Here is a 12,843-nt window from a genome sequence, read left to right on the forward strand (position 1 = left end):
TCCGCAGATTCTGGCGAGTCGACGTTTTGTGCTGCGGGGTCAGGGGAGGCGGCGGAGGAGGAGGACGCCGTCGAGCAGATGCGGGGGACGGGATGCGGCGCGCGAGGACGCCGCGGGGGCGGACGCGGCGCGCGAGGAAGCGGCGGGCGAGGAAGCGACGGGGGCCCGGCGCTCGTGGATCTCCCGGCGCTCGACGACCTCCTCGCGCTCGACGATCCACTCGGCGGGGTCGAGCTCGAGCGCGGCGCGCTCCTCGGCGGGCGTCGCGAACGGAGGATGCTCGTGCGGTTCGCCGTCCTCGGGCCCGCGCGGCGGTCCGCCGGCGTGCGACACGACGAGCAGGCGCCCGCCCGGGGCGACGTGGCGGAGGGCGGCGCGCAGGAGCGGGATGCGGGAGAACTCCGGGTCCCACGAGTGCAGGAAGCTCGTCGTCACGAGGTCGAACTCCCCGAGCTCCGCCGCGTCGATCTCGCCCGCGACGAAGGTCGCGTCGAGCTGAGCGTTCCGGGCGGCGGCCCGGGCGCGCGCGACCGCCGTCGGCGAGAGGTCGACCCCCGTCACCGACCACCCGCGCGAGGCGAGCCACAGCGCGTCACCGCCCTCGCCGCACCCCAGATCGAGAGCGGTGGTCGGAGCGAGCGAGCCCGCCGCCTCGAGCTCGGCGATCACCGTCGAGGTCGTCTCGTTCACGCGGCCCGACCAGACCCGGTCCGTCTCGGCGTATCGCGCCTCCCAGTCGGCGGCATGACCGCGGCGGCGCTCCACAGCTGCCGCGGCGTCGAGCGCGACGAGAGCGGCGTTGACCGCTGCGCCGGCCATCGACCCGGCGCCCATCGACAGGGGCACGTTCGCCATCGGTGCGACGACGTTGCCGGCGGCCCACACGAGGGGGTGGCTCGTCGCCCCCGCCGCGTCGACCGCGATGAACGACCCGACCGGTCCGTCGGAGCGGGCGAGGTCGAGCCCCGCGAGGAAGCCGTCGTGAGGCTCGAGGTGTCCGCCGGTGAAGATGGCGTCGATCGCCACGCGCTGCCCGTCGGCGGTCACGACATCGCCGATCGCCGCGTCGTCGGCGTCGTCCGCCGCTTCCGCCGGGCCGGTGACGGCGACCACGGGCGACGCGACGGTGCGGATGCCGCGGGCACGGAGCCGCTCCCGGACGTCGTCGCCGAGGTCACCCGCTGCCGCTGTGAACGCCACGACGTCGGGGCTCCACTGCCGTACGAGCTCGATCTGGTGCAGGCTCATCGGCGACGTCGCGAGCACGCCGATCCGGCGATCGCGCACCTCCCAGCCGTGGCAGTAGGGGCAGTGCAGCACGGTCCGCCCCCAGCGCTCGGCGAGCCCGGGCACGTCGGGCATGCGGTCGGAGACGCCGGTCGCGACGAGAAGCGCTCGCGTCGTGATCCGCTCGGTGCTTCCGGCGAGGACGACCTCGAGGCCGCCGTCGATCTCGGTCACCGATGCGACGCGCGCCGAACGGAAGGCGACGCCGTAGCGCTCCGCCTCTTCTCGACCGCGCCGGCGGAGCTCGGAGGGCGAGGTGCCGTCGAAACCGACGACGGCGTGCATGTGCTCCGCGAAACGATTGCGCGGGGAGTCCGAGTCGAGCATGAGGGTGCGGCGGCGAGCCCGCCCGAGCATCTGCGCGGCGCTGAGGCCGGCGGGTCCGGCACCGACGATGACGACGTCCTGATCGAGGTTCTGCATGTCCACAGCATCCGGTTTCGAATGCACGCTGGCAAACCCGTTTGCAGAAATGGCAAACTCGACCCATGACCGGATTGGATCAGATCGGCCCACGCCTGCGTGCGGCGCGGCAGGAACGCGGGCTCACCCTCGACGAGCTCGCGGAGCGGGCGGGCATGTCGACGAGCACGCTCTCGCGGCTCGAATCGGGCAAGCGTCAGGCGAACCTCGAGCTTCTCGTCCCGCTCACGCGGCAGCTCGGCATCCGCATCGACGACCTCGTGCCCGCCGAGCATCCCGATCCCCGGGTGCGTCGGCCCGCGACCATGCGGCACGGCCATGTCGTCGCACCGCTGACGCGCGAGACCTCGCCCGTGCAGACCTACAAGGTGACGTTCCCGCCGTCAGCTGAGGCGCCGTCGCCGCGGGTCCACGACGGCTTCGAGTGGTTCTACGTGCTGAGCGGACGCATCCGGCTCGTGCTCGACGACCAGGAGCTCATCCTCTCGCGGGGCGAGGCGGCGGAGTTCGACACGCGCACGCCGCATTCCATCAGCGCGGTCGGGACGCGCCCCGCCGAGGTCATCAGCATCTTCAACGCCGCCGGCGAGCGCATGCACACCCTGACGACCCCCTCCTGACCCCGCCCCGTTACCCGTCGACTCGCCGAGAACTGCGGATGCCGGCGCCCCGGCATCCGCGTTCTCTGGCGAGTCGACGGGGAGAGAGAAAGGGGGCGTCAGGAGTGGCGGTGGGTGCGGTAGTAGGCGAGGAGAGCCTGGGTCGAGGCATCCTGCGCGGCGAGCGCGTCGGCGTCGCCCTCGATCGCGGGCGCGATCTGCAGGGCGAGCTGCTTGCCGAGCTCGACGCCCCACTGGTCGAACGAGTTGATGCCCCAGATCGTGCCCTGCGTGAACGTGATGTGCTCATAGAGCGCGATGAGCTCGCCGAGCACCTTGGGCGTCAGCGCGGGCGCGAAGATCGACGTCGTCGGACGGTTGCCCGCGAACGTGCGTGCGGCGACGAGCGCTCCGGTCGTGCCCTCGGCCTCGACCTCCTCGGCGGTCTTGCCGAAGGCGAGCGCCTTCGTCTGGGCCAGGAAGTTCGCCAGGAACAGTCCGTGCACGTCGCGCCCGCCGTCGGTGAGCGGATGGGCCGGGTTGACGAAGGCGATGAAGTCGGCGGGGATCAGCCGCGTGCCCTGGTGGATGAGCTGGTAGAACGCGTGCTGGCCGTTGGTGCCGGGCTCGCCCCAGAAGACCTCGCCGGTGTCGGAGGTGACGGGGGTGCCGTCCCAGCGGACCGACTTGCCGTTCGACTCCATCGTGAGCTGCTGCAGGTAGGCCGCGAAGCGGTGCAGCTGCTGTGCGTAGGGCAGCACGGCGTGCGTCTGGGCGCCGAGGAAGTTGGTGTACCAGACGTTGAGCAGGCCCATGAGAACGGGCACGTTCTTCTCGAGCGGGGTGGATGCGACGTGCTCGTCGACCGCGTGGAAGCCGGCGAGCAGCTCGCGGAACGCGTCGGGGCCGAGCTCGATCACGAGCGACAGGCCGATCGCCGAGTCGACGGAGTAGCGGCCGCCGACCCAGTCCCAGAATCCGAACGCGTTGGCCGGGTCGATGCCGAAGGCCTCGACCTTCTCGAGCGCGGTCGAGACGGCGACGAAGTGGTGCGCGACGGCATCCGTCTTCTGCGCCTCGCTGTCGTCGATCGCACCGGCCTCCTGCAGCCCGGCCCACAGCCAGTCGCGGGCGAGGCGCGCGTTGGTGAGGGTCTCGAGGGTCGTGAAGGTCTTCGACGCGACGATGAACAGCGTCGTCTCGGGGTCGAGGTCGGCGGTCTTGTTCGCGATGTCGAACGGGTCGATGTTCGACACGAACCGTGCCTGGATACCGGCCGTGGCATAGGGTCGGAGGGCCTCGGAGATCATGACCGGCCCGAGGTCGGAGCCGCCGATGCCGATGTTGACGACGTGGGTCACCTTCTTGCCGGTGATGCCGGTCCATTCGCCGGAGCGAACCCGATCGGCGAACGCCGACATCTTCTCGAGCACGGCCTGCACGTCGGCGTCGATGTCCTGCCCGTCGACGACGAGCTCTGGTGAGGCGTCCGCGGGTCGTCGCAGCGCCGTGTGGAGCACGGCGCGGTCTTCGCTGGTGTTGATGTGCTCGCCCGAGACCATGGCGGCGTAGCGCTCGGCGACGCCGGTCTGCTCGGCCAGGCGCACGAGGGCGGCGACGATCTCGTCGGTGACGAGGTTCTTCGACAGGTCGACGTGCAGGTCGGCCAGCGGCAGGCTCAGACGCTCGACGCGTCCGGGGTCGCTGTCGAACCAGCCGCGGAGGTCGGGGGTGAAGCCGTTCTTCAGCGACTCGAGGTCGTTCCAGGCGGCGGTGGTGGTGGCATCGATGGGAGCAGCGGTCACGCTCTCACGGTAGCCGCGCCGCCGTGTCCGCGTCCACGCGGCGCGGCGGGAGAAGTCTCGACCACGCGCCCGTCGACGAGCCGGCAGACGGCGTCGACCTCGCCGAGCTCGGCCAGATCGTGCGTGACGGCGACGACGGCCGTGCCCGTGCGCGCCACGGCGGCCAGAGCGGATGCCACGGCGTCGCGGGATGCCGCATCCAGTCCGCTCATCGGTTCGTCGAGCAGCAGCAGGTCGGCGTCCTGGGCGAGAGCCTGCGCGATGTGCGCGCGCTGGCGCTGGCCGCCCGAAAGCAGTCCGAGCGGCCGCCGGGCGAGCGGCGTGAGCCCGACGGTCTCGATCGCCTCGGCGACGCGTGCGCGGTCGTGGCGGCGCAGTGGCAGGAACGGTCCGCGCTCGCGCCAGCGCCCCATCGCGACCAGGTCGGCCACGGTCAGCGGCAGGCGGGCGCCGTCGTTCGAGGTCTGCGGCACGAGACCGACGCGGATGCCGGGGTCCCGGCGCACCGTTCCCGAGGTGGGGGCGAGGAGTCCGGCCGCGATGGCGATGAGCGTCGACTTCCCCGAGCCGTTGGCCCCCACGATCGCGAGGAGCTCACCGCCCATCAGGTCGAGATCCACCCCGCGGAGGGCGAGGTGTCCGTCGAAGGCGACGGTCACCTCACGCAGGGCGACGACCGGGCCGCGGGCGACGGGAGCGGGGCTGAAGCTGGGCATCGACTCAGTATTGCAAATGAAAACGGTTCTCACTTTCATGTAAGGTCGTCGACCGTGTCCCTCCTCTTCGACCCCTTCGCCGTCACGTTCGTCCAGCGCGCGCTGCTCGGCGGCACGCTCGTCGCGGTCGTCTGCGGCATCGTCGGTACGTGGGTCGTGCTGCGCGGCATGGCGTTCCTCGGCGAGGCGATGGCGCACGGCATGCTCCCCGGGGTGGCCGTCGCCACCCTCACGGGCTTCCCGCCGATGGCCGGCGCCGCCGTCAGCGCGGCAGCGATGTCGCTGGGTGTCGGCGCGTTGCAGCGGCGCGGCCGTCTTTCCGCCGACACGAGCATCGGCCTGTTGTTCGTCGCGAGCCTCTCGCTCGGAATCATCGTCATCTCGGCCTCGCGCAGCTTCGCAACCGATGCCTCCGCGATCCTCTTCGGCGACATCCTCGCCATCGGGTCGGCTGATCTCGTCGCCCTCGCGGCCGCCCTCGCCGTCACCGTCGCCGTCGCGGCGCTCGGGCACCGGTCATTCGTCGCGCTGACCGTCGACCCGCGTCAGGCGCAGCTGCTCGGTCTCCGGCCCCGTGCCGCCCACATCGTCCTCGTCGGGCTCGTCACGCTCGCAGTGGTCTCGGCCTACCAGGCGGTCGGCTCTCTCCTGGTGGTGGGCATGCTCCTCGGGCCCGCCGTCGCGGCCGGCCAGTGGACCCGGCGCATCGTCCCCACGATGATGCTCGCCGCTGTCATCGGCACCCTGTCCGTCGCCGTCGGCCTCCTCGTCTCGTGGCACGCCGCCACCGCCGCCGGGGCCACCGTCGCCTTCACCGCGATCTGCTCGGGGGCCATCTCGACCGGCATCCGCGCCCTCATCCGCATTCCGACCCGCCCGGACGGACGCCGCGCGCCGTCATCCGTCATCCCGAACACCCCGGAAAGGACCGCATGAGAACTCGTGCACCTCTCTCGCTCATCGCTCTCACGGCCGGTGCAGCCCTCCTCGCCGGCTGCCAGGCCACTCCCTCGGACTCGGCCGCCGAGACTCCCGACGCCGATGCCACAGCACTCGGCGACGGGCACGGCGCCATCGCCGGAGCGCGCGAGCTCGCCGAGCCCGCGCTGCACCTCACCAGCATCGGAACCGACGGTGCCGTGCACCACCTCGACCTGATCGACGAGCAGTCCGAGCTCCTCGGCGAGATCGCTCCCGCCGACACCCTCGACAGCGAGGGACGCTTCCTCTTCGCGGGCCGCGAGGGCGAGGTGTCGATCATCGACAGCGGCGTGTGGACCTGGGACCACATCGACCACTTCCACTACTACGAGGCTCCGTCCCGCATCCTCGGCGAGCTCGGGGGGCCCGGCGCACCGCGAACCGTGACCAGCGACCTCGGGGTCGGCGTCTACTTCGACGGCGGCGACCACGGCGACGACCGCAGCGGCGAGGCCGTGCTGCTCGACTTCGACGCGCTGAAGAAGGGCGACATCGTCGAGAGCTTCCGCCTCGACCTCGATGCCCCCGGCTCCCTCGTCGCGCCGATCCCCGGGGGAGCGCTCATCGCCGATGCGCGCGCGGGCGAGATCCGCCGTGTCGACGCCTCGGGGACGGAACTCGACACCACGCCCTGCACCGAGCCGGCCGGGTCCATCACGACCAATGTGGGCGTCGTCGTCGGCTGCGCCGACGGTGCTGTGCTCGCCGTCTCGGATGCCGCGGGAACGACTCTCGAGCGCGTCCCGTATCCCGAGGGCGGGCCGAGCCGCGCCCTGTCGTTCGCCAACCGCGAGGGCCGGCCCACCGTGGCCGGTCGAACCGAGTCGTCGGCGTTCTGGCTGCTCGACACCCGCGAGCGGTCGTGGACGGCACACGACGCCGGCGAGCCCATCGTCCGCGTGACGGCGGTCGACGACGCCGACGACACCGTGGTCGCACTCGCCGCCGACGGCTCGGTGATCGTCATCTCCGGTGCCACGGGAGGGCAGCTCTCGCGCACGGAACCGCTGGTGGCGGCGTCCGTCGCCGACCCCGCGCTCATGGCAGGCGTCGACCTCGTCGCGGATCAGCGTCGCACCTACCTCAACGGGCCGGCGGAGCGAACGCTGTTCGAGCTCGATCCCGCTGACGGCGGCCGGGTGGCTCGGAGTTTCCCGACCGAGCATGCGCCCGCTCTCTTCGCGGAGACGGGCCGATGAAGCGGGTCGCGCTGGCTCTCGGCCTCTTCCTCGCCGGAGCGGTCTCGCTCGCCGGCTGCTCGGCGGGCGGAAGCGACCGCCCGACCGTCGTCGTGACGACCAACATCCTGGGCGACATCGTGCAGAATCTCGCCGGCGACGAACTCGACGTCGTCACCTTCATGCCGCGAGACGCCGATCCGCACTCGTTCGAGCTCTCGGCCCAGGACGCGGCGGCGATGCGCAGCGCAGACCTCGTCGTCTCGAACGGTCTCGGGCTCGAAGAGGGCGTGCAGCACCACGTCGACGCATCTGCCGCCGACGGCGTGGCTCAGTTCGTCGCAGGTGACCACGTCGAGACCCTCGGGTACCTCGACTCCGACGCCGTCGACCCGCACTTCTGGACCGATCCGACCCAGACCGTCCGTGTCGTCGACGCACTCGCCCCGGTCCTCGCCGACCTCGCCGGTGACGGCGGACGGAACGTGACGGATGCCGCCGACGAATACGCCGCGGAACTGGAGACGGTCGACGCCGAGATGGCCGCCGGCCTGGAGGCCATCCCCGCCGAGCACCGGGCCCTCGTCACCAACCATCACGTGTTCGGCTACCTCGCGCGCCGTTACGACGTGCGTATCCTCGGCGCGGCCGTCCCAGGCGGGACGACCCTCGCGGCCCCCAGCGCCTCCGACCTGCGGGAGCTCGTCGATGCGATCGATGCGGCCGGCGTCCGCACCATCTTCGCCGACTCGTCGCAGCCGGACCGGCTCATGCGCGTCCTCGCCGACGAGGCGGGGCGCGACGTGTCCGTCGTGCCGCTGCTGACCGAGTCGCTCGCCCCGGAGGGGCAACCCGGAGACACCTACCTCGACATGATGCGCCAGAACCTCCAGCGCATCACCGACGGCCTCACCCGATGAGGCATTTCCCTGGAAAGGAAACCCACCCCATGAAGAGAACCCTGCAGTTCGGCGCCCTCGCCGGCGCCGCAGCCCTGGTGCTGGCGGGATGCTCGTCCTCGCCCGCCGCGACGTCCAGCCCGTCGGGCGACGCGTCGGCCGAGGCGTCCGCGCCCGCCGGTCCGCGCGTCGCGCTCGGCTACGAGGGCGGCGTGCTCGTCCTCGGCGGCGAGGAGCTCGAGGTGATCGGAGACTTCGACTCCGAGGACTTCATCCGGCTCAACTCGGCCGGTGACGGCCGTCACGTCATGGTCACCACGTCGGAGGGCTTCCAGCTGCTCGACGTTCAGCAGCCTGAGCTCACCGACCTCGTCGTCCCGGCGGCCGCCGCCGGACACGTCGTCGTTCACGGCGGCAAGACCGTGCTCTACGACGACGCGACGAGCGACACGACGATCTTCGACACCGCCGACCTCGCACAGCTCGACGGCACGCTGCCCGACGCCGAGGTGATCCCCGGCGTCGAAGCGCACCACGGCGTCTCGGTCGAGCTCGAGGACGGCACACTGCTGACCACCGTCGGCGGAGAGGCCGGGCGCACCGGCATCCGCGTGCTCGATGCGGACGGCGCCGAGGTCGCGTCCAACGCCGACTGCCCGGGCGTCCACGGTGAGGGCACCGCCGAAGGCGAGCGCGTCGTGTTCGGCTGCGAGAACGGCGCGATCATCTACGACGGCGGAGAGATCACCAAGGTCACCTCGCCCGACTCCTACGGCCGCATCGGCAACGCCTTCGTCGCCGAGGACAGCCCGCTCGTCGTCATGGACTACAAGGACGACCCCGACGCCGAGGGCTACCTGCTGCGCAACATCGCCCTCGTCGACACCGAGGCGAAGTCGCTGACCAAGGTCGCGCTGCCCGCCGGCGTCGAGTACACCTTCCGCGGCATCGCGCGCGGGCCGGCCGGCGAGGCCGTGCTGATCGGCACCGACGGATCGCTGCACTGGATCGATCCCGCCACGGGGGGCATCACGAAGTCCCTGCCCGTGGTCGACCCGTGGGAGGGTCCGGCCGAGTGGCAGGCTCCGCACCCGGCCGTCAAGGTCGCGGGCGACATCGCCTACGTCACCGACCCGGCGGACAGCGAACTCGTCGCTGTCGACCTCACGACGGGCGAGATCGTGCAGACCGTGAAGCTGCCGCACGTTCCCAACGAGATCGCCGCCGTCTCCTGACGCGCCGCGCCGCCGCATCCGCTCCGGTCACCGGGGCGGATGCGGCGGACGTCCGACGCCGCCGTTAGCCTGGCGTCGTGCCGGCCGTCTCGACCTCGCAGCGCACGTATCGCTACCTGCGCCTGACCCTCGCGGGCGCGCCGGTGGCCATCATGCTCGCGGTGCTCTTCGCGATCCCCGACGTGGGAGTGCTCCCCAGCGTCAGCCACTACTTCTACAGCTCCGCCCGCACCGTCTTCTCCGCCGCCCTGGTCGCGGCAGCGGCCTGTCTGCTCGCCCTCTCCGGGCGGGGGCCGCAGCGGGTGCTGCTGGATGTCGCGGCGCTCCTGGCTCCGCTCATCGCCATCATCCCCACGCCGATCTCGGCCGGCGAGGTGCTCGGCATCGTCGTCGACTGCGCCGCCCCGTGCCTCCCCGCCGGGTTCACGGATGACCTCGACAACGCCCTGGCGACCTATCTCGTGATCGGCGCCGTCGTGCTCGCGATCGGCCTCGTGCTGGGGCGACGCGGCGACGTCGCCCTCCGCGACACGGGGCCGACCCTCGCCCTCGCGGCGGCGGTGCTGGCGGGCGTCGCCCTCGTGTGGGCGCTCGTGCCGCAGCTGCTCGTCCGCTACGGTCACGTCGTCGCGGCGTTCGGATTCTTCATCATCATCGCCCTCGTCGCGCTGGCCGAGGCGCTTCGGCCCTCCGACGCGCATCCACCCGCGAAGCGGATGCGGATCGGGTACGTCGTCGTGGCGATCGCGCTTCTGCTCGACCTCGCCACCACTGTCGTGTCGGCGGTGCTGTTCGACCTTCCCGTCGTGCTGGCGGGAGAGCTCGTCGCCCTGGCACTGTTCCTGGTGTTCTGGATGATGCAGACCGCCCAGAAGTGGTCGCTCGCCGACCCCGCGCTGCGAGCCTGACGGGCGACCCGGAATCCGCTCTTCTCCGTGTCGGCGTCCGGGTCTACTGTTCGTCCCATGACCGCCCCGCTCAGTGCCGTGGAGACCTCGCGCATGCGCGCGTTCCACCAGGTGCTCGGCAACACCCTGCTCGCGAACGTGACCTCGAGCTTCCTCTGGTTCGCCTTGACGTTCTGGGCGTACCTCGCGACGCAGAACGTGCTGGCGACCAGCATCATCGGTGGGTCGTACATGCTGCTCGTCGCCGTGTTCGGGGTGGTCTTCGGGGCCCTCGTCGACCACATGAAGAAGAAGGCGGTGATGGTGCTCTCGAGCCTCATCACCCTGTCGACCTATCTCGGCGCCGGCGCGATCTACCTGCTGTTCCCGGAGTCGGTGCTCGTCGATTGGGGCGGGCCGTGGTTCTGGGTCTTCGCGGGGTTGATCCTCGTGGGGGGAGTGGTCGAGAACCTGCGCAACATCGCGCTATCGACCACCGTCACCCTGCTCGTGCCGAGCGACCGCCGCGACCGGGCGAATGGCCTGGTCGGAACGGTGCAGGGCGTGGCGTTCATCGTCACGAGCGTCTTCTCGGGTCTCTCGATCGGCCTCCTCGGAATGGGCTGGACCGTCGTGATCGCGGTCGTCGCGACCGCGTCCGCCCTCGCCCACCTGACCTTCGTCTCGATCCCCGAGCGCGGCGTCACCGCGGCGAACGAGGCCGTGACGCCGGCCTTCACGTTCCGCGGTGTCCTCCCGGCGATCCGGTCGGTGCCCGGGCTGCTGGCTCTGATCCTGTTCACGACCCTCAACAACCTCGTCGGCGGGGTGTTCATGGCGCTCATGGATCCGTACGGGCTGACGCTTTTCACGGTCGAGGCGTGGGGCATCGTGCTCGCGGTCACCGGCACCGGATTCATCCTCGGCGGCGCGCTCGTGGCCGCTCGCGGCCTCGGACGCAATCCCGTGCGCACGCTGCTTCTCGTCAACGTCGGCGTCGCCGTGCTCGGCATGACGTTCGCGATCCGCGAGTGGTGGTGGCTGTACGCCCTCGGGATCTTCGTCTTCATGATGCTCATGCCCGTCGCCGAGGCCGCCGAGCAGACCGTCATCCAGCGCGTCGTGCCGTTCCACACCCAGGGCCGCGTCTTCGGGTTCGCGGCGTCGGTCGAGTCGGCGGCGTCTCCGATCTCGGCGTACCTGATCGGACCGCTCGCGCAGTTCGGCCTCATCCCCTTCATGCGCAGCGACGCCGGAGAACGCAGCTTCGGCTGGCTGCTCGGTGGCGGTGAGGCTCGCGGCATCGCCCTGGCCTTCGTCGCTGCGAGCGCCCTGATGCTCCTCATCGTCATCCTCGCGTTCGCCTCACCGCAGTACCGGCGCCTGAGTCGGGCGTACGCCGACGCGCCGCCGCCCGATCCCGCGGACGCGACGGTGGTCCCGGTCGCAGGCGCGGTCAGGCAGCCCGACGCGGCGCCCTGAGCCCGAGCACCGCGAGCAGACCGGCGACCGCGACCATCGCGAGGGTGCATCCGGCGACGCCGGGCCACCCGAGATCGTGGAAGGCGTATCCCAGGAGCCAGCCGAACAGGCTCGAGCCGCCGTAGTAGCCGAGGTAGTACAGCGATGCGGCCTGAGCTCTCGTCTGCGATGCGGCCGCAGCGGGAGCCCAGCCCGAGGCGATCGCGTGAGCGCCGAAGAAGCCGGCGGTCAGGACCAGCAGCCCCACGAGCACCGCGATCACGTGGGGCACGGCCGTCACGATGATGCCGATCGCCATGACCGCCAGTGCGGCCAACAGCACCGGCAGCCGGCCGTGCCGCCCCGCGAGCGATCCGGCCCACGGCGAGGCGACGGTCCCGGCGAGGTAGGCGAGGAAGAGGAAGCTCACGACCCACAGCGGCAGCGAGTACGGCGGTGCCACCAGGTGGAACCCGAGGTAGTTGTACACCGCGACGAAGCCGCCCATGAGCAGGAACCCCTGCGCGTAGAGAGCCAACTGGCGGCGGTCGCGCAGGTTCGTCACGAGCCGGGCGACCAGCGCCGGGCCCGAGGCGCCGGTCCGCCGCTGCGGCGCGAAGCCCTGTGCCGGCGGCGTCAGCCAGAGGAAGAGCGCCGCCGACGCGGCGCACACCGCTGCGACCGCGAAGACCCCGCCGCGCCACAGGCCGACGTCGCCGAACGGCCCTGCGACGAGCCGCCCGAGCAGCCCGCCGATCGTGGTGCCGGCGATGTAGCTGCCCGCCGCCGTCGCGGTGTGGGCCGCGTCGACCTCTTCCGACAGGTACGCCAGCGCGATGGCGGGCACGGCGCCGAGCGCCGCGCCTTCGAGCAGCCGGGCGCCGAGCAGTAGCGGCAGGGTGGGGGCGAGGGGGGCGAGCAGGCCGAGCACCGTCGCGGCGATGACCCCGATCGCCATCGCGGGCACGCGGCCGATGCGGTCGGCCACGACCGACCAGGGGATGACGCTGACGGCGAGACCGAGCGTCGAGACCGAGACCGCGAGGGCTGCCGTCGCCGGCTCGACCCCGAACTCCGAGCCGATGAAGGGGAGCACGGCCTGCGGCGAGTACAGCTGGGCGAAGGTCGCCACGCCTGCGAAGAACAGCCCGGCGATGAGCCGGCGGTAGGCGGGCGAGCCGGGGAGATGACCGGTGAACGCACGCACTCGGCCAGCCTACGACTGCCGCGATCGCCCGCCGGACGTGAGAAGGGCCGGCCGACTCAGAATCGTCGACCGGCCCTGTCATCCCTTGCACCAGAGATCACACCGCGCAGTCGGGGGAACTGCGTGCCTCGAATTTATAACGGCCAGATAACGGGATGCAACGGG

General features: G+C 71.5%; 11 protein-coding genes. 7 read left to right on the top strand and 4 right to left on the bottom strand.

What is annotated here, in order from left to right:
• Positions 1–39 precede the first annotated feature (39 nt).
• Positions 40–1,710, bottom strand: coding sequence for a bifunctional NAD(P)/FAD-dependent oxidoreductase/class I SAM-dependent methyltransferase (locus tag C1N74_RS03535; RefSeq protein WP_137749982.1), 1,671 nt, complete (start codon positions 1,708–1,710; stop codon positions 40–42).
• A gap of 65 nt (positions 1,711–1,775) precedes the next feature.
• Between C1N74_RS03535 and C1N74_RS03540 the strand changes: the two genes are divergently transcribed.
• Positions 1,776–2,330, top strand: a complete 555-nt coding sequence (locus C1N74_RS03540; protein WP_023952305.1) for a helix-turn-helix domain-containing protein — start codon at positions 1,776–1,778, stop codon at positions 2,328–2,330.
• 98 nt (positions 2,331–2,428) lie between these two features.
• Here C1N74_RS03540 and pgi read toward each other — a convergent pair whose 3' ends face one another.
• Positions 2,429–4,114 (bottom strand): glucose-6-phosphate isomerase, encoded by a 1,686-nt coding sequence (pgi, locus tag C1N74_RS03545; protein ID WP_137749983.1) that lies wholly within the window; start codon positions 4,112–4,114, stop codon positions 2,429–2,431.
• Positions 4,111–4,830 (bottom strand): zinc ABC transporter ATP-binding protein AztA, encoded by a 720-nt coding sequence (aztA, locus tag C1N74_RS03550; protein WP_258317998.1) that lies wholly within the window; start codon positions 4,828–4,830, stop codon positions 4,111–4,113. The genes pgi and aztA overlap by 4 nt, the downstream gene beginning before the upstream one ends.
• Positions 4,831–4,884: 54 nt before the next feature.
• On the opposite strand from aztA, the gene aztB reads away from it, so the two are divergent.
• The 6 genes from aztB (at position 4,885) to C1N74_RS03580 (ending at position 11,492) form a co-directional block, all read left to right on the top strand.
• A complete protein-coding gene (gene aztB, locus C1N74_RS03555) occupies positions 4,885–5,766 on the top strand; it encodes a zinc ABC transporter permease AztB (protein WP_137749984.1) in 882 nt (293 codons plus the stop codon).
• Positions 5,763–7,010 carry a hypothetical protein gene (locus tag C1N74_RS03560; protein WP_137749985.1) on the top strand — a complete coding sequence of 416 codons (1,248 nt, stop codon included), beginning with the start codon at positions 5,763–5,765 and terminating at the stop codon, positions 7,008–7,010. Before aztB ends, C1N74_RS03560 begins: the two co-directional genes overlap by 4 nt.
• Positions 7,007–7,909 (top strand): metal ABC transporter substrate-binding protein, encoded by a 903-nt coding sequence (locus tag C1N74_RS03565; RefSeq protein WP_137749986.1) that lies wholly within the window; start codon positions 7,007–7,009, stop codon positions 7,907–7,909. The genes C1N74_RS03560 and C1N74_RS03565 overlap by 4 nt, the downstream gene beginning before the upstream one ends.
• A 29-nt stretch (positions 7,910–7,938) precedes the next feature.
• Entirely contained in the window at positions 7,939–9,123 is a 1,185-nt protein-coding gene (aztD, locus tag C1N74_RS03570; RefSeq protein ID WP_103841188.1) for a zinc metallochaperone AztD, read from the top strand.
• A 77-nt stretch (positions 9,124–9,200) separates the two neighbouring features.
• Positions 9,201–10,031, top strand: a complete 831-nt coding sequence (locus tag C1N74_RS03575; RefSeq protein WP_137749987.1) for a hypothetical protein — start codon at positions 9,201–9,203, stop codon at positions 10,029–10,031.
• A 57-nt stretch (positions 10,032–10,088) separates the two neighbouring features.
• A complete protein-coding gene (locus C1N74_RS03580) occupies positions 10,089–11,492 on the top strand; it encodes an MFS transporter (RefSeq protein WP_308457273.1) in 1,404 nt (467 codons plus the stop codon).
• Here C1N74_RS03580 and C1N74_RS03585 read toward each other — a convergent pair.
• On the bottom strand, positions 11,467–12,678 hold the full coding sequence (locus tag C1N74_RS03585; RefSeq protein ID WP_023952290.1) for an MFS transporter: 1,212 nt from the start codon (positions 12,676–12,678) through the stop codon (positions 11,467–11,469). The genes C1N74_RS03580 and C1N74_RS03585 overlap by 26 nt on opposite strands.
• Positions 12,679–12,843 lie beyond the last annotated feature (165 nt).

Origin of the sequence: Microbacterium sp. SGAir0570 (genome assembly GCF_005491085.2) — a bacterium.
Taxonomy (GTDB): Bacteria; Actinomycetota; Actinomycetes; order Actinomycetales; family Microbacteriaceae; genus Microbacterium; species Microbacterium arborescens.

What these genes read in the sequence shown, in the direction of transcription:
- C1N74_RS03535 (WP_137749982.1), bottom strand. Translation starts at nt 1,710, where the DNA reads ATGCAGAACCTCGATCAGGACGTCGTCATCGTCGGTGCCGGACCCGCC.
- C1N74_RS03540 (WP_023952305.1), top strand. Translation starts at nt 1,776, where the DNA reads ATGACCGGATTGGATCAGATCGGCCCACGCCTGCGTGCGGCGCGGCAG.
- aztA (WP_258317998.1), bottom strand. Translation starts at nt 4,830, where the DNA reads ATGCCCAGCTTCAGCCCCGCTCCCGTCGCCCGCGGCCCGGTCGTCGCC.
- C1N74_RS03560 (WP_137749985.1), top strand. Translation starts at nt 5,763, where the DNA reads ATGAGAACTCGTGCACCTCTCTCGCTCATCGCTCTCACGGCCGGTGCA.
- C1N74_RS03565 (WP_137749986.1), top strand. Translation starts at nt 7,007, where the DNA reads ATGAAGCGGGTCGCGCTGGCTCTCGGCCTCTTCCTCGCCGGAGCGGTC.
- aztD (WP_103841188.1), top strand. Translation starts at nt 7,939, where the DNA reads ATGAAGAGAACCCTGCAGTTCGGCGCCCTCGCCGGCGCCGCAGCCCTG.
- C1N74_RS03580 (WP_308457273.1), top strand. Translation starts at nt 10,089, where the DNA reads ATGACCGCCCCGCTCAGTGCCGTGGAGACCTCGCGCATGCGCGCGTTC.